Source organism: Novispirillum itersonii subsp. itersonii ATCC 12639 (assembly GCF_000381985.1).
GTDB classification, from domain to species: domain Bacteria; phylum Pseudomonadota; class Alphaproteobacteria; order Rhodospirillales; family Rhodospirillaceae; genus Novispirillum; species Novispirillum itersonii.
Genome location: NZ_KB907338.1, coordinates 298,955 through 315,074 on the forward strand (window position 1 = coordinate 298,955; position 16,120 = coordinate 315,074).

At 63.9% G+C, this 16,120-nt stretch carries 13 protein-coding genes and 1 tRNA gene; 5 read left to right on the forward strand and 9 right to left on the reverse strand.

The features are described from left to right. Positions 1 to 112: 112 nt before the first annotated feature. The 3 genes from G365_RS22700 to G365_RS20355 form a co-directional block, all read right to left on the reverse strand. Positions 113 to 1,318, reverse strand: coding sequence for an AraC family transcriptional regulator (locus G365_RS22700; protein ID WP_019644347.1), 1,206 nt, complete (start codon positions 1,316 to 1,318; stop codon positions 113 to 115). Positions 1,319 to 1,626: 308 nt separating this feature from the next. After that, positions 1,627 to 1,872 carry a DUF1127 domain-containing protein gene (locus G365_RS20350; RefSeq protein ID WP_019644348.1) on the reverse strand — a complete coding sequence of 82 codons (246 nt, stop codon included), beginning with the start codon at positions 1,870 to 1,872 and terminating at the stop codon, positions 1,627 to 1,629. A 320-nt stretch (positions 1,873 to 2,192) separates the two neighbouring features. Next, positions 2,193 to 2,396 (reverse strand): DUF1127 domain-containing protein, encoded by a 204-nt coding sequence (locus tag G365_RS20355; protein WP_019644350.1) that lies wholly within the window; start codon positions 2,394 to 2,396, stop codon positions 2,193 to 2,195. A gap of 590 nt (positions 2,397 to 2,986) precedes the next feature. Here G365_RS20355 and G365_RS24450 point away from each other — a divergent pair. From G365_RS24450 to G365_RS0104705, 3 genes are all read left to right on the forward strand, one after another. After that, positions 2,987 to 4,795, forward strand: a complete 1,809-nt coding sequence (locus G365_RS24450) for an aminopeptidase P family protein (RefSeq protein WP_019644351.1) — start codon at positions 2,987 to 2,989, stop codon at positions 4,793 to 4,795. A gap of 100 nt (positions 4,796 to 4,895) precedes the next feature. Further along, positions 4,896 to 5,687, forward strand: coding sequence for a hypothetical protein (locus G365_RS0104700; RefSeq protein ID WP_019644352.1), 792 nt, complete (start codon positions 4,896 to 4,898; stop codon positions 5,685 to 5,687). A gap of 210 nt (positions 5,688 to 5,897) precedes the next feature. Then, positions 5,898 to 8,342: a 1-deoxy-D-xylulose-5-phosphate synthase N-terminal domain-containing protein gene (locus G365_RS0104705; protein ID WP_019644353.1), complete on the forward strand. Its 2,445-nt coding sequence runs from the start codon at positions 5,898 to 5,900 to the stop codon at positions 8,340 to 8,342. Positions 8,343 to 8,388: 46 nt separating this feature from the next. Here the strand turns inward: G365_RS0104705 and G365_RS0104710 are convergent, their stop codons facing one another. Then, entirely contained in the window at positions 8,389 to 9,282 is an 894-nt protein-coding gene (locus G365_RS0104710) for a LysR family transcriptional regulator (RefSeq protein WP_019644354.1), read from the reverse strand. Positions 9,283 to 9,420: 138 nt separating this feature from the next. Between G365_RS0104710 and G365_RS0104715 the strand changes: the two genes are divergently transcribed. Next, positions 9,421 to 10,641, forward strand: a complete 1,221-nt coding sequence (locus tag G365_RS0104715; RefSeq protein ID WP_019644355.1) for an MFS transporter — start codon at positions 9,421 to 9,423, stop codon at positions 10,639 to 10,641. Between the two features lie 70 nt (positions 10,642 to 10,711). Here G365_RS0104715 and G365_RS0104720 read toward each other — a convergent pair whose 3' ends face one another. The 4 genes from G365_RS0104720 to G365_RS0104735 form a co-directional block, all read right to left on the reverse strand. After that, positions 10,712 to 11,218: a TIGR00645 family protein gene (locus tag G365_RS0104720; RefSeq protein WP_019644356.1), complete on the reverse strand. Its 507-nt coding sequence runs from the start codon at positions 11,216 to 11,218 to the stop codon at positions 10,712 to 10,714. Between the two features lie 159 nt (positions 11,219 to 11,377). Beyond that, positions 11,378 to 13,057, reverse strand: coding sequence for an energy-dependent translational throttle protein EttA (gene ettA / locus G365_RS0104725; protein WP_019644357.1), 1,680 nt, complete (start codon positions 13,055 to 13,057; stop codon positions 11,378 to 11,380). A 190-nt stretch (positions 13,058 to 13,247) separates the two neighbouring features. Then, on the reverse strand, positions 13,248 to 13,871 hold the full coding sequence (locus G365_RS0104730) for a LysE family translocator (RefSeq protein WP_019644358.1): 624 nt from the start codon (positions 13,869 to 13,871) through the stop codon (positions 13,248 to 13,250). 295 nt (positions 13,872 to 14,166) lie between these two features. Next, the gene (locus tag G365_RS0104735; protein WP_019644359.1) at positions 14,167 to 14,805 is read right to left on the reverse strand and encodes an NAD(P)H-dependent oxidoreductase; all 639 of its coding nucleotides are present in this window, start codon (positions 14,803 to 14,805) and stop codon (positions 14,167 to 14,169) included. 77 nt (positions 14,806 to 14,882) lie between these two features. Here G365_RS0104735 and G365_RS0104740 point away from each other — a divergent pair, with 77 nt between their 5' ends. Then, positions 14,883 to 15,869: an LPD3 domain-containing protein gene (locus tag G365_RS0104740; protein ID WP_019644360.1), complete on the forward strand. Its 987-nt coding sequence runs from the start codon at positions 14,883 to 14,885 to the stop codon at positions 15,867 to 15,869. 25 nt (positions 15,870 to 15,894) lie between these two features. Here G365_RS0104740 and G365_RS0104745 read toward each other — a convergent pair. Next, positions 15,895 to 15,970 (reverse strand) — tRNA-Ile (locus G365_RS0104745). Between the last annotated feature and the right edge of the window lie 150 nt (positions 15,971 to 16,120).

Consider the following 16,120-nt stretch of genomic DNA (forward strand, 5'->3'; position numbering starts at 1 on the left):
GTTCGGACGTCCAAACGGTTCTAATCGACGTCCGGATGGTCATCCGGACAGTGCGAATTTCGTCCGGATGGTCATTTTTTATTTAAAAATCAATATTTTGATTTTTATGGGGTCAGGCGCGTGCGGGCAGTCCGGCTTTCCGCCATGCGCTGGGGGTGGTGCCGGTGTGTTTCTTGAAAGCGGCGTTGAAGGTGGACTTGGAATTGAATCCGACCTCCATGGCGATATCAAGAACGGTCCGGTCCGGGTCGGCCAGCAGCAGCCGGGTCGCATCTTCGACACGGTAGCCGTTGACGAAGTCGAAGAAATTGACCCCCAGATGCTGGTTCAGCACCGCAGACAGGGTGTTGGCCGATGTGCCTGCCCGCACCGCCAGCCGGGGCAGGGTCAGTAAAGGGTCAAGGTATGGCGAGTCCCGGCGCATTGCTTCCAGCAGCCGGGCGGCGATGGCTGCCGCAGCATCAGGGTCGGGCAGGGGGCGGGACTCCGGCGCGGGCGGGTCCGCCGGGGCCTGGGGTGTGGAAGCCGGGGTCTGGGGGGCCGGGGCTGCGGGCACAGGCACGGCATCGTCGCTGCCGGTGAACAGAACGGGGGTTCGCAGCCCCCGGTACCCCAGCATGAAAACCATCAGAACCTGCATCAGGGTGACGGTCAAATCCAGCCAGCGAGAGGAATAGAGGTCAAGCAGCGCCCCGATCTGCGTGATGGCATAAATGCCGTAAACGGCGGTCAGGCACACCATGACCCAGCGCATCCAGTACAGCGGTGCGCCGCCGGTAGCCCCGAAATCCCGGCACAGCCGCCCGCTGAAACGGGCCAGCAGCCGCCAACCGTACAACGTGTAAGCGGTGGTCTGAACCAGCAGCCATACCACAAGGGTCAGGATGCAGGTCAGAAACAGGGTTTCATCGGCATCAGACAGGGTTCCGTCGTTGATGATCTGTAGCTTGGTGTCCGACGGCAGCAGCAGAATCGGCAGGTTGACGGCCATACTCAGCGGGACGTGGAACAGGTGGCGCCATGGATGACGGCTGGGTTCCCCGGCCAGAGCCTTCAGGTAGAGGATAACTGCCGGGGCCAGTGCAAATGTCAGCGGCAGAGTGACCAGAAACAGCCACGGGACACTGGCATACAGCTGCTGGCCTTCGATCACTCCTTCGCCCATGGTCAGGGCGGTTGCGATCAGGAAAACCTGAAGCCAGCGGTTTGCCGCATGGGCGCGTGGCCCCTCTGCCCGCAGCAGGCCGATGAAAAACAGGCTCTGTGCGATGCCGGTCAGGGCGATTGCGCTTTCGAGTTGGTCCGCCAGGGCAGTCATGATCCGGGATCCGCAGGGGCCGTTGGCTGTGGTCTGTCGGCGGCACTATACGGAAGGCAGAGGCGGAAAAACAGCGCCGAATGCGCAGGATGCAGACACAAAACCGCCGGACTGGCTGGGCCGGTCCGGCGGTTTTGTGGGGGGAGGTCCCTGTGGAATCCTGATGGTAAACCCTGATGGGGAATCCCGGTCAGGACGCCACAGGCGTCAGATCCGGCCAGCACAGGGACTGCCTGCCGGAAACCGTCACCGATGGCACGCTCCGGCGTTCCTGTAATCGGGCCGGTGACGGTGAAAACAGCAGTGTGTTACGCGGCCAGACGCTGCGGCATCTGGTCAACCTTCACGTCGCGGCGGGCGCGGGCCTCGGCGCGGGCAGCGAAGATGGCGTCACGCGGGTCTTCGTAGGCGCCGTTCAGCACCTGATCGACATCGCCACGGGTCAGGCCGATATCAGCCAGACCACGGTCAGACATGGTGCGCAGCAGGTAGGCTTCGGCGCGTTCTTCCTGCCAGCGGGAGAAACGGGCGATCAGGGAGGAGAGAATGGACATCGGTGTTACTCCGGGGGGATGGGCGCATCGTCCTGCGGGCCGGGGGTACGGGCATCAGGCCCTGTTCCGTCAGCGGCCCGGCGTCGCGCCGGGGTGTTTTCGTTGGGAAGACCATAGGTCATACACCGTGACCTTTCCTGCGCAGATTTTGCGGTGCAGCGCTGCGCCGGATGCATGGTTTCATGCGGGTTACAGGCTTGTTCTATAAGGGTATGCGCTGTGTGTATGCATGTGAAAAAACAAAACAGCAGGGACGCGGATGCATCCCTGCTGTCAGTCATCAGTGTGCTGTACCGTCCCCGGAAAAACCGGGGCGGGGATCAGGCGGCCAGACGACGGGCGTCGTTGGCGGCGCGCTTGTCGAGGTAGGTGCCGGAGATCACGCGTTCCACATCACCGCGGGTCAGGCCCAGATCGGACAGTTCGCGGTCGGACATGCTGCGCAGCAGGTCAGCTTCGCGCAGCTGTTCACGCCAGGAGTGAAAACGGTTGACGAGATTGCCGATGAAAGAAACGTTAGACATGGTTTTGCTCCGTGTGTGCGGCGGCACGGTATCAAGCCGGATCGCCAGCCGTGGGTAAGCGGGGCGATCAGCGATGCGGTGCCGCAGCGATTGAATTAAAATCAAAAGTGCGGTTGTGTTCAGTGGTCCGCCGGTCTTGGCGCTGCGGCTGCCCGTCAGGGGGTAAGTCTGGCGGGCTGTCTTCGCGGCGCGGACCCCCGGGCGGCCGGGGTATTCCGTCTCTCCGTTGCGCTGCGTTGCCGCCGCTGCATCGGGATGACCAGTTTATAGATCATCCGGCAGAAAGATAGTTGCGCAGCTTTCGCGGTGCAGCAATGCGAGTCACGCATGGTTAGGATCCTGTTAACCGCCTGCCTGCCGGGTGGAGTGAAAAGAGCCATGCGTTTTGTGCATGGATTGGGCATTTCTGGAAGTTGCTCATTTTTTAGGCTTCCGGTCTGCGGGGGATGGCCCAAAGGCGTAATATCCGTCTTGCTGCCCTTGCCGGGGCGGTGGGAAGGCGATACATGACAGAAGGATGCAGCTATATCCGCCGGGCACCTGCCGGGGCGGTGCCCCTGTATCCGTCGCGATGACTGGAGAGAGTTGGTATGGATAGCCGTGCTCAGGCCGAACGCCTTACTGCCCTGCGGGATGAACTGGCCCGCCGGGGACTGGATGCTTTTCTGGTGCCCCGGTCAGATCAGCATCAGGGTGAATACGTTCCGCCGGAAGATGAGCGTCTGGCATGGCTGACCGGCTTTACCGGCTCGGCGGGTATGGCGGTGGTCACCGCGCACCGCGCCGCCATTTTCAGCGATGGCCGCTATACCATTCAGGTCCGTCAGCAGACCGATGGCACCTTATATGAATACTGCCACCTGATCGAACAGCCGCCGGAACGCTGGCTGGCCGGGGTGCTGGAGGCCACCGGCACCGGCTGTGTGGTCGGCTTTGATCCGTGGCTGCACACCATGGACGGGATCGCCCGCCTGCGGTCTGCGGTGGAGGCCACCGGGGCGACGCTGGTGGCGGTTGACTCCTCACCGCTTGATGCGGTGTGGACTGACCGGCCGGAGCCGAAGACCAATCCGGCTGAAGTCCAGCCGTTTGAGTACACCGGGGAAACCGTGGCCCAGAAGCTGGCCCGCATCACCGGGGTCCTGCGGGATGCCCGGCAGGATGCGGTGGTGCTGAGCGCCCCGGAAAGCCTGTGCTGGCTGTTGAACCTGCGCGGCACCGATCTGCCGTTTACCCCGTTCCTGCTGGGGTATGTGATCGTGCATGCCGACGGGCTGATTGACCTGTTCGTCAATCCGGCCAAGATCACCGGCGATGTGCGGGCGCATCTGGCCCGTGATGCGCGGGTCAATTTCAATGCGCCGTCCGCGTTTCTGACCGGGCTTGACCGTCTGGCCGGGAAGACGGTGCGCCTTGACCGTCTGTCGGCGGCATGGGCGATTGCTGACCGTCTGGCCCGGGCCGGGGCGGTGGCGGTGCAGGGGGATGATCCCTGCGCAATCCCGCGCGCCTGTAAGAATGCGGTGGAGCTGGAAGGGGCCCGGGCGGCGCACCGCCGCGATGCGGTGGCGATGATCCGGTTTCTGGCCTGGCTGGATGCCGCCGTGGCGGCGGGAGAGCCGCTGACCGAACTGTCGGTCTCCGATCATCTCGACAGCCTGCGCCGCACGGTGGCCCTGTACCGTGACCAGAGTTTCGCCACCATCTCCGGGGCCGGAGAGCATGGGGCGATCTGCCATTACCGGGCGACAGAGGACAGCAACATTGCGCTGTCGTCCGGCCCGGTCTATCTGATTGACAGCGGCGGGCAGTTTGTTGACGGCACCACCGACATCACCCGGACCATTGCCGTCGGTCCGGTGACGGCAGAGCAGCGCCGCCGCTACACGCAGGTGCTGAAAGGGCATATTGCCCTGTCGGTGGTCCGCTTCCCCGAAGGCACCACCGGCAGCCAGCTTGATGTGCTGGCCCGGCAGTTCCTGTGGGCTGACGGCGTGGATTATGACCACGGTACCGGCCATGGTGTCGGCAGCTATCTTTCGGTGCATGAAGGGCCGCAGCGGATTTCCAAGGCCCCCAACACCATTGCGCTGCGCCCGGGGATGATTCTGTCCAACGAGCCCGGATACTATAAGGATGGCGAATACGGCATCCGCATCGAAAACCTGCAGGCGGTGCGCCCGGTCAAGCCGCAGCCCGAGGGGGCCGAACGGGCCATGCTGGGGTTCGAGACGCTGACGCTGGTGCCGATTGACCGCCGCCTGATCGATGTGGCGCTGCTGACAGCCGAGGAACGCGGCTGGCTGAATGCCTATCACCAGCGGGTGGCGCAGGAGATCGGGCCGCACGTACCGGCCGAGGTGCAGGGGTGGCTGAAGGATGCCACTGCACCGCTGTAATATCACCGTCCCGTCGCAACCGCGCGGAAGTGCGTGAAAAACCGGCTGTCTGCCTGTATTCTTCCCGGACAGGAACGCAGGCAGACAGTGAGGTGAGCCGATGGCCGACCGGCATGCACGGCAAAATCCCGATTCACAGGCGCAGACCGTCATCTCCGCAATGCATGATGCGGCGCGGCGGTTCCGGCAGCGGCGGGATCATATGCTCAGCAGTCCGGCGGCGGACCGCCCCCGTCTGACGGAAGAACTGATTGCCGACATTGACCGTCTGGCCAACCTGATGGCGCTGCTGCAAAGCACCGCCGATACCCCGATCACCCCGGAAACCCGGACCCGCATTGCCGGAGAGGTTGACCGGGTCCGCCGTTATGTCACCCGCGTCGGGCTGGATGTGGCGTTCGACCGGATCCGCGAAATCCGCGCCACGGCGGAGGCCCACTGTGCGCAGCAGGCCCATCCGCTGGGGAAGTCGGTGGCCCTGCGGGAAGGTTTTATGCGCTATGTCACCTATCTCGGCACTCTGGCGGCGGGGCTGAGTGATCAGCACCTCAACGATCTGCGGGCTTCGGCGGAAGGGATTAACCGCCTGACCTCCCGGGACCGGGAGTCGCCCTGGCTGCGCAGTTTCTCCAATCAGACCAGCGATGTCGAGGTGATCGCCGACATCGATCTGTTCGCGCTGGAAATCGATATTCTGTCCCGTCTGGCCCAGAGTGAAGGGGATCAGGAGGGAGAGGGGCCGCAGGCGGCACCGCCGGAAAAAAGCCCGGCCCCAAAGACCCCGACCCCAGAGACCCCGACCCCAGAGACCCCGGCCCCGGCAGCAGGCGCTGCGACGCCGGACGAGGGGACGCCGGAGATGGGCTTCCCGTTCCGCTCCGGCGACGCGTAAAAGCGGCCCTCTTTCCGAAAATTACCGGTGACCGGGGCTTTCTCGCAGCCTCTGCGAAAACCGGCCCCAACATCGAAACCAGATTTCCGGCAAAGTTCGTTAGTGTTTCAGGGTCGTCAGCGCAACAAAACAACACGCTGGAGAGCCTGAGATGCCTCCTGGCGCGGCGACCGTCCAAAACAGACACGCACAGCCCGGAGACACCCTGCCATGCCCGCCACCGCGTTTCGTCCGCCCGTTGCCTCTGCCCCGCCGTCCGCTGATGCCGCCACCCTGCGGGTGCTGAAGGCGCTGGAACAGCGGGTGTTGTGGCTGGCCTGCTGGACCATCCACAATGCCAACCATATCCGCCCTAATCTGGATGGCCTGAAGGTGGGCGGGCATCAGGCCTCTTCCGCGTCGATGGTGTCGCTGATGACGGCGCTGTACTTCCATGTGCTGCGGCCTGAAGACCGGGTGGCGGTCAAGCCGCATGCCAGCCCGGTGTTTCATGCCATTCAGTATCTGATGGGGCACCAGACCCGCGACCGGCTGGAAAACTTCCGTAATTTCGGCGGGGCACAGTCCTATCCGTCGCGCACCAAGGATAAGGACGACGTCGATTTCTCCACCGGCTCGGTCGGCATGGGGGTGGCGATGACCGCCTTTGCCAGTCTGACGCAGGATTATGTACACGCCCACGGCTGGGACCGCAGCGCCACCGGCAACGCCCCGAAAGGCCGGATGATCGCCCTGATGGGCGACGCCGAACTGGACGAAGGCAATATTTTTGAGGCGATGCAGGAAGGCCACAAGCACGCCCTGCGCAATACCTGGTGGATTGTTGACTACAACCGCCAGAGCCTTGACGGTGTGGTGTCGGAAGGCCTGAGCGACCGGATCCGCGCCGTGTTCCGCTCTCTGGAGTGGGAGGTGGTGGAGCTGAAGTACGGGGCGCTGCAACAGGCCGCCTTTGCCGAGCCGGGTGGCGAAACCCTGAAGCACTGGATTGACGGATGCCCCAATGCCCTGTTTTCTGCGCTGACATGGCAGGGCGGCCCGGCCTGGCGTGCCCGCCTGACCGCCGATCTGGCCGGCAACACTGCGGCGCTGGATCTGATCGGGCGGCGCAGCGATGCCGAACTGCACACCCTGATGACCAATCTGGGCGGACACTGCCTGAAGAGCCTTCTCGAGGCCTTTCATGGTATCGACCACGACCGCCCGACCTGCTTCATCGCCTATACCATCAAGGGCTATGGCACGCCGTTGCAGGGGCATAAAGATAACCACGCCGGGCTGATGAACGAGGCGCAGATGGCCGGGTTCCGCACCGCCATGGGGGTGCCCGCCGGTCTGGAGTGGGAGCCGTTCGCCGGGTCTGATGTCGCGGCGACCGAGTTGCAGCGGTTTCTGTCCGCTGTGCCGTTCAACAGCCGGGGCACCCGCCGCTTCCGGGCGGACCGGATTCCGGTTCCGGCGACGTTGTCGTTCCAGCGGCCGGACCGGGCTTCGACGCAGGAAGGGTTCGGGCGGATCATGCACGATCTGGCCGGGTCGAAGGAGCCGCTGGCCGACCGCCTGATCACCACCAGCCCGGATGTGACGGTGTCAACCAACCTTGGGGGCTGGGTCAACCGGCGCGGGCTGTTCGGCACCGTCGAGACCACCGACGTGTTCCGCGAACAGAAGGTGCCATCGACCCAGAAGTGGGCGAAAAGCCTGACCGGCCAGCATCTGGAACTGGGGATCGCCGAAAACAACCTGTTCACCGCGCTGGCGGCCTTCGGCCTGTCGCACAGCGTGTTCGGGCAGCGGATTATTCCGGTCGGTACGGTTTACGACCCGTTCATTGCCCGTGGTCTGGATGCGCTGAATTACGCCTGTTATCAGGATGCCCGCTTCATTCTGGTCGCCACCCCGTCGGGGATCACGCTGGCCCCGGAAGGTGGGGCGCATCAGTCGATGAACTCGCCGCTGATCGGCATGGCGCAGGATGGTCTGGCCAGCTTTGAGCCCGCCTATGTCGATGAGCTGGCTGAAATCATGCGCTGGTCGTTTGAATACGTGCAGCGCGAAGGCGACGAGGAAAAAGAAAACACCTGGCTGCGTGATGAAAAGGGCGGCAGCGTGTATCTGCGCCTGACCACCCGCCAGCTTGATCAGCCGCAGCGCACCCTGACGCCGGAGATGGTGGAAGGGATGATTCAGGGGGCCTACTGGCTGCGGGCCCCCGGCCCCAACTGCGAGGTGGTGGTGATCTATCAGGGCTGTATCGCCCCGGAAGCCATTGAGGCGGCCGGGCGCATCGCGCAGGACCGGCGCGATGTGGCGGTGCTGGCCGTCACCTCTGCCGACCGCCTGTGTGCGGCGTGGCATGCGGCCCGGCGGGCTCGGATGCGCGGTGACCGTGACGCCCGCAGCCACATTGATACCCTGATGGCGCAGGTGCCGCGTCATGCCGGGCTGGTGACGGTGATTGATGCCCATCCGGCGACCCTGAGCTGGATCGGCGGGGTCGGCGGCCATGCGGTGCATCCGCTGGGGGTTGAGCATTTCGGCCAGAGCGGCACCATCGCCCAGCTGTATGCCCATCACCACATTGATGTGCAGAGCATTGTTGATGCGGCTGACTGTCTGACCGCCGGGCGTCCGTCGCGGTTCAGAAGCTGGTAAGGCAGGCGTGATGCAGGGCGGGGCCGGTGGGTCCCGCCCTGTTGCTTTATGGCGTCAGGGGGCCGCCTTCGAGGAAGGCTTTCAGGCGGGGGGCCATAAAGTCGATGAAGGCCCGCACCCGGTGCGGCATGCGGTCGGTGCCAAGAAACAGCATGTGGATGTCCTCGCTGTCGCCCGCGCTGTCGTTCTGCAGGATCTCAACCAGCGCCCCGGTGCGCAGATCCTCGCGGATATGGAATTCCCCCATGCGGGCCAGCCCCATCCCGGCCAGTGCCATCCGCCGCACGGTCTCGCCGTTGTTGGCCAGCAGCGGGCAGGAGTCCGCATATCCGGCCCACAGGGGCACCGACCGGCGGAAATTCAGACCAAGGCAGCGGTGCCCGGCCAGATCGTGCAGGCTGCGCGGGGTGCCATGCCGGGCCAGATAGGCCGGGGCCGCGACAAATTTGCGCGGGGCCGTGCCCAGCCGCCGGGCGGTGAGGGCAGAGCTGGACAGCGCCCCGACCCGGAAGGCGATGTCAGTCCGGTCCAGATACAGGTCGATGATCTCATCGGACAGGGACAGATCGACGACGATGTCCGGGTAGGCCTGCCAGAAGGCGGGCAACAGGGGTTCCACCGCCACCATGCCAAAGCCGACCGAGGCGGTGACGCGCACGGTGCCGCCGGGGCTGGTCGCCCCGTTGGACAGATCCCGTTCAATCTCTGCCAGATCGGCCAGCAGGGTCTGGCTGCGGTCATAGTAAATCTGCCCCTCCGCTGTCAGCGACAGGCGGCGGGTGGACCGCTCCAGCAGGCGGACCCCGAGGCGGGTCTCAATCCGGCTGATCAGCTTGGACACCGTCGACGGTGTCATCCGCAGCTGCCGGGCGGCTTCGGAAAAGCTGCCGCTGTCCACCACCCGCAGGAACACATCCATTTCCCCGGCGCGGTTATCCATCTGTGCCCTCATCTGTGAACTGATTTCATAGATAATGTGGCACGGCGCCGAATTATCAAGTCTCGGCAGAGGGCCTATCTGTCTTTCCACGCATGGGCCGGGGTTGTACCGCCCACCAGAAGCAGAGGATCACAGAGGATGCAGACAGATCAGGAGACCCCCGCCGCCAGTGCCCCGGACACCGGGCGCTGGCCGCTGCTGGCCTTGGCCATTGGTGCCTTCGGGATCGGCACCACCGAGTTTTCACCGATGGGCCTGTTGCCGGTCATCGCTGATGGGGTCAGGGTTTCGATTCCCACCGCCGGGCTGCTGGTCAGCGCCTATGCTATCGGCGTCACTCTTGGGGCGCCGGTGATGACCCTGTTGTTCAGCCGGTTTGGCCGCCGCAGTGCCCTGATCGGCCTGATGGTGATTTTCACCCTCGGTAACCTGCTGTCGGCGCTGGCCCCGGATTACTGGAGCCTGCTGGCCTCCCGCCTGATCACCAGCCTGAACCACGGGGCCTTTTTCGGTCTTGGGGCAGTGGTGGCGGCCAGTGTGGTCCGCCCGGAACGGCGGGCCAGTGCGGTCGCCACCATGTTCATGGGGCTGACCCTTGCCAATATCGGCGGGGTGCCGCTGGCGACATGGGTCGGCCAGCAGATCGGCTGGCGAATGTCCTTTGCCGGGACCGCTGTGCTGGGGCTGATCGCCATTGCCGCCCTTGGTCTGGCCCTGCCGAAGGGCGGGCGTGGCACGCGGCCACAGGTGCGGAGGGAGCTGGCGGTGCTGACCCGCGCGCCGGTGATACTCGCCCTGCTGACCACGGTGCTGGGGTCCAGCGCGATGTTTACCCTCTATACCTACGTCGCGCCGATGCTGGAAACCCTGACGCAGGCCTCGGGCAGCTTTGTCACGCTGGCGCTGGTGCTGATCGGCCTTGGCTTCACGGTGGGGAATGGTCTGGGGGGCCGGGTGGCGGACTGGTCGCTGGATGGGGCGACGGCACTGTTTCTTGCCGCGCTGGCGCTGATTATGCTGGCGATGCCGCTGGTGTTCGGCAGTGCTGCCGGGGCGGCGGTGAGCCTGCTGCTGTGGGGGGCGGCAGCCTTTGCCATCGTTCCGCCGGTACAGATGCGGGTGATGCAGGTGGCGGCGGACGCGCCGGGGCTGGCCTCCTCAATCAACATCGGGGCCTTTAATCTTGGCAATGCCATCGGGGCAGCCGTTGGCGGGGCGGTGATCAGTGCCGGCCTTGGCTATGCTGCCGTGCCGGTGGCCGGTGGGGTGCTGGCAGCGTCCGGTCTCGGGCTGGTGTGGCTGGGGCGGCGGCAGGGGCGGGCGGTGACAGACCTGACACCGTGCGAGGCCGAAGGATAACCGGGCCGCCCGGATGACAGAAGGCCCCGCCGGGCGGGCGGGGCCTTGGGGATCCGGTGTGAGCCGGGGGTCAGTGATCGTGCCGGAACGCCATTTTATCCAGCCACGCCAGCAGCAGGGCAGACACCACGAAGGTCATATGAATGATGACCAGCCACATCAGCGTGCTGGTGTCGGTCTTGCTGGTGTTCATAAAGGCTTTCAGCAGGTGGATCGACGAAATGGCGACGATCGAGGCGGCAACCTTCAGCTTCAGCGTGCCGGAATCCAGCTTGCCGACCCAGGACAGTTTTTCGGCTTTTTCATCCAGATCAATCCGGCTGACGAAGTTTTCGTAGCCGGAGATAATCACCATGATGATCAGATTGGCGACCAGGGTCAGGTCAATCAGGGCCAGAGCCACCAGAATCAGATCGGTTTCCGCCATTTCCAGAATGTGCGGTGCCAGATGGATCAGTTCCTGAAAGAATTTTACGGCAAACAGCACCAGCAGCAGCGTCATCCCCAGATACATCGGGGTCAGCAGCCAGCGGCTGGCGAACAGGGTGCGTTCGATAAAGACTTCGATCAGTTTCATGGGGCAGTGGCGGTCCCGGCGCAGTGAAAACGGCTTTGCGACGCAGCATAGCCGGATTTTGAGTGACTCGGAAGATCGTGGGGATTACGGAACGTCCGCGGGCAGGGGCGGGCCGGGCAGAAAAAAGGCCCGCCGGAGGGGCGGGCCTTTGATCAGGAATTAACGGTGCACCGGCTTGTACTTGATGCGGTGCGGCTGCTCGGCATCAGAGCCGAGGCGGCGCTTTTTATCCGCTTCGTAGTCTTCGAAGTTGCCTTCAAACCATTCCACATGGCTGTTGCCTTCAAAGGCCAGAATGTGGGTGGCGACACGGTCAAGGAACCAGCGATCGTGGGAGATGACCACGGCGCAGCCGGGGAAGTCGAGCAGGGCGTCTTCCAGAGCGCGCAGGGTATCAACGTCAAGGTCGTTGGTCGGTTCGTCAAGCAGCAGGACGTTGGCGCCGGACTTCAGCATCTTGGCGAGATGGACGCGGTTGCGTTCCCCGCCCGACAGCTGGCTCAGCTTCTTCTGCTGATCGCCGCCACGGAAGTTGAAGGAGCCGACATAGGCACGCGACTGGATCTTGCGCTTGCCAAGGTCAATTTCGTCATGACCGCCGGAGATTTCTTCCCACACGGTCTTGTTGTCGTCCAGCGCGTCGCGGCTCTGGTCAACATAGCCGAGCTTGACGGTCTCCCCGATACGGACACTGCCGCTGTCGGGCTGTTCGGCCCCGGTCAGCATCTTGAACAGGGTGGTCTTACCGGCACCGTTCGGGCCGATGACGCCGACGATGCCGCCCGGCGGCAGACGGAACGACAGGTTTTCGATCAGCAGACGGTCGCCGAACGACTTGGTCAGGTTTTCCGCTTCGATCACCACGCCACCCAGACGTTCCGGGGTCGGGATCACGATCTGCGCGGTGCCCGGCTGACGGTCGGCAGACTTGGCCACCAGATCGTCGAACGCGGTGATACGCGCCTTCTGCTTGGCCTGACGGCCCTTCGGGTTGGAACGGATCCACTCCAGTTCCTGCGAGATGGTGCGCTGACGGGCAGCTTCTTCGCGCTGTTCCTGTTCCAGACGCTTCTGCTTCTGTTCCAGCCACGAGGAATAGTTGCCTTCGTACGGAATGCCACGGCCCCGGTCCAGTTCCAGGATCCAGCCGGTGACATTGTCGAGGAAGTAGCGGTCGTGGGTGACGGCGACGACGGTGCCTTCATATTCTTCAAGGAAGCGTTCCAGCCACCACACCGATTCGGCGTCAAGGTGGTTGGTCGGTTCGTCGAGCAGCAGCATGTCGGGGCGCGACAGCAGCAGGCGGGCCAGCGCCACACGGCGCTTTTCACCGCCGGACAGCTTGGTCACCTCAGCGGCGCCATCGGGGCAGCGCAGCGCGTCCATGGCGATTTCGACCTTGCGCTCGACATCCCAGCCATCGCAGGCGTCGATCTTTTCCTGCAGGTTGCCCTGTTCTTCCAGCAGGGCATTCATCTCGTCGTCGTCGCTGACGTCGGCGAACTTGGCAGAGACTTCGTCAAAGCGCTGGCGCAGGGCGTAGACTTCGCCGACGCCTTCCATGACGTTTTCCAGCACGGTCTTCTTCGGGTCCAGATGCGGTTCCTGCTGCAGGAAGCCGACGCGCACGCCGTCCGCCGCCCAGGCCTCGCCGCTGTATTCCTTATCCACACCGGCCATGATGCGCAGCAGGGTCGACTTACCGGCGCCGTTGTAGCCCAGCACGCCGATCTTGGCACCCGGCAGGAACGACAGGTACACCCCTTCCACCACCTTTTTGCCACCGGGATAGATCTTGGTCAGGTCCCGCATGGTGTAGATGTATTGATAGGCGGCCATAGGTCCTCCGGCATCGAGTAAACGGAATCAGGGTTGCGGCGGTTTTACCCCACCACACCGGGAAGGGGAAGGAAATTGCGGAAGTGCGCTGCCGGGCCTGCGGCAGGCTTCGCCCCGGTTTTACTTCCGTGCGGCCGCAAGCGCCGCTGTTGGTTTTATTTCCGTGCGGCCGCAAGCGCGGCGTTGTCATTTACTTCCGTGCGGCCGCAAGCGCCGCACCGGCCATCACCAGTGCCCCGCCGCTCACCCGGTTCATGATCCGCCGCCCGCGTGCGGTGGCGAAAAAGCGCCCCATCCCGGCCCCGCCGAGGCCATACAGCACCAGAGCCACCGCTTCCAGCACCAGAAATGTCGCCCCCATAATCAGCAGCTGCCCGGTCGGCGGCTGGCTGGCATCCATAAACTGTGGGAAGAATGCGGTGAACACCAGAATCGCCTTGGGGTTGGCAATCGCCGACAAAAATTCCTGCGTTGCCAGAGCGCGGATGTTGACGGCCTCGCGGCTGCGTTCGGCAAGCACGGTGTCTTCCACCGGGGCCCGCCACAGTTTGATGCCAAGATATACCAGATAGACGGCACCAACCCACTTGATCACCGTGAAGGCCATTTCCGAGGCCGCCAGCACCGCCCCCAGCCCGACGGCGGTCAGGCCGACCAGAAAGGCAAAGGCAGGCATCCGGCCCATTCCGGCCACTGTGGCGGTGCCCAGCCCGAAGCGGGCGGCATTATTCATCACCAGCAGGTTGTTGGGGCCGGGGGCCATGTTCAGCAGGAACACGGCGGGGATGAACACCAGCCACAGGTCAAAGGCCATGGTCCGCACTCCGGTGGGGCAGAAAGGGCAAAAACTCTGCCGTGACCGGGCTGAAACGTCAACAGGGCACCACCGGGGTGCCCTGTTGTTGTGTGCGGCGGGGCGGATGCCCGCGCCCGGCGCCTGAGGGGCCGAACAAACCGGAGAGCAGCGACTGGCCCATTGAGGGCCCGCGCCCGCGTGGGCGCGCCAGCCAAGCGGGCGGATGCCCGCGCCCGGCGCCTGAGGGGCCGAACAAATTAAGACCTAAACATACAATCAACCGAAAAACACCCTGCAACCGGTTTTACCGGTCTCAGGCAACGGTCGTGGCAAACTGATCCAGCGGGCGGCGGACCTTTTTCAGGTTGACCAGCCAGTCGCCTTCTGCGGCGCGGTAGCCGAGCGGCAGCAGAATCACCGACCGCAGGCCCTTTTCCCGCAGGCCGAGGATCTGGTCGACGCTGTCGGGGTCGAAGCCTTCCATCGGGGTGCTGTCCACCTGCTCTTCAGCAGCGGCCAGCAGGGCGGTGCCGAGACCGATATAGGCCTGACGGGCCGCATGCTGATAGTTGGTTTCGGCATCGCGGGCGGTGTAATTGGCCAGCAGCTGCTGGCGGTAGGCTTCCCAGCCTTCGTTGCGGAAGCCGCGCTCGTCATTGACCAGATCAAAGGCGGCGTTGATGCGTTCGGCGGTGTAATTGTCCCACGCGGCGAACACCAGCAGGTGAGAGGCATCGGTGACCTGTGCCTGATTCCACGCCACGGCGCGGATCTTTTCCCGCAGGTCCTTGTTGGTCACCACCAGCAGCTCGTAGGGCTGAAGGCCGCTGGAGCTGGCGGTCTGGCGCACCGCCTCGACAATACGGGCGACGGCCTCTTCCGGCACGGCGCGGGCGGCATCCATCTTTTTGGTCGCATAGCGCCAGCGCAGCAGATCAAGGGTCTTGGACATTTTCAGGCCTCTGGAGTGTTTCGGGAAACGGACCCCAGATCAAAGGCACACGGACCACTTTTACAAGATTGAAGAGGGTGCAGCTTTTAAGATTCAGGTTACCGCGGCGTAACCTGTCGCTGGAACGGCTGCGCCCCGGAAACACGGTGCAGGCGGCCCGCACCCCGGTGCTGGATACCCTGCGCGGGCAGGGCGGGGTGGCCCCCGGCTCTCCGCTGGCGGCGTTGCTGGATGATGTGGACAGCGACGGGGATTTTCTGATCGCGGCCATCCATCCGTGGCAGGGGACGGTGACGTTTCATGGCCTGAAATCCCTGTACGGGAAGGATAGGACCCCGGCTAATCCTGCGGACACCGGGGCGCAGAAGTGGCTTGAGAGGGTCGTTAATGCGGGCGATGTGCTGTACATGAACAGCAAAAAGGCTTCGGGCCTTTCAAAAGAGGCGAGGGTCTCAATCCCTGCGGTCTCGAAAGTCCGAAGCCAGAACCTGAAGATGCTCTCAGAGCGCAATCTTGTCAAGGGGCGTCGCACCACCCCGGAATTTTACCAAGATGCGGGGATCGGCCCCCGTGGCACCTACGCCCCTGATACCGATGTGATCACGCTGTTCCGCTCGGCCAACCCCAGCACGGCAGGAGGTAGCGACGCCACTACGACAGACATTGGCGCTCTCGCGGGTAAGGATGACACAGCTAGCCGTACCGACACCTCTGATCGCAGTTTAGATCAAACCCTGCTGGGTTTCTACCAGACCGACCCGTCAGCCCCCGTCGAAATCCGGGGGGATGAACTGGCCCCGGCAGGGGCAGACCTGAAGACCCTGCGCGACGCGGCAACGACGTGGTGGATGAGGACCCTGAAGGCGGAAACCGATTCCAGGGGCCGGGTGATCAGGCCGTCCTTTGTCGATCATCCGCAACTGGGGGAAATCCATTTTACGACGAAGGGGAAGGACAAATTTTTCCAGTCTGCCGCCAACCCCGACAGGCTGCGGATGGTGCCGAAGCTGAAGGAGATTATTCAGGCGGCCCGGATGCTGGGTGTTCCGGGCCTTTGCGGATGACTGCGAAGAACGGCGAAAGGGGAGATGGTAGGCCCGGAGGGACTTGAACCCCCAACCAGACCGTTATGAGCGGTCGGCTCTAACCATTGAGCTACGGGCCCCCGGCGTGGTTTCGGTGAAGGCAATGCAGGGTTGCGCCCCGCCCCCGGGAAACCACGGAGAAGTGCCGGGATCTATAGATGATTCCGGTGATTGAGCAAAGAAAAAAACCACAGAGGCTGACCCCGCGGAACGGAGGTATCAGGTTCTGT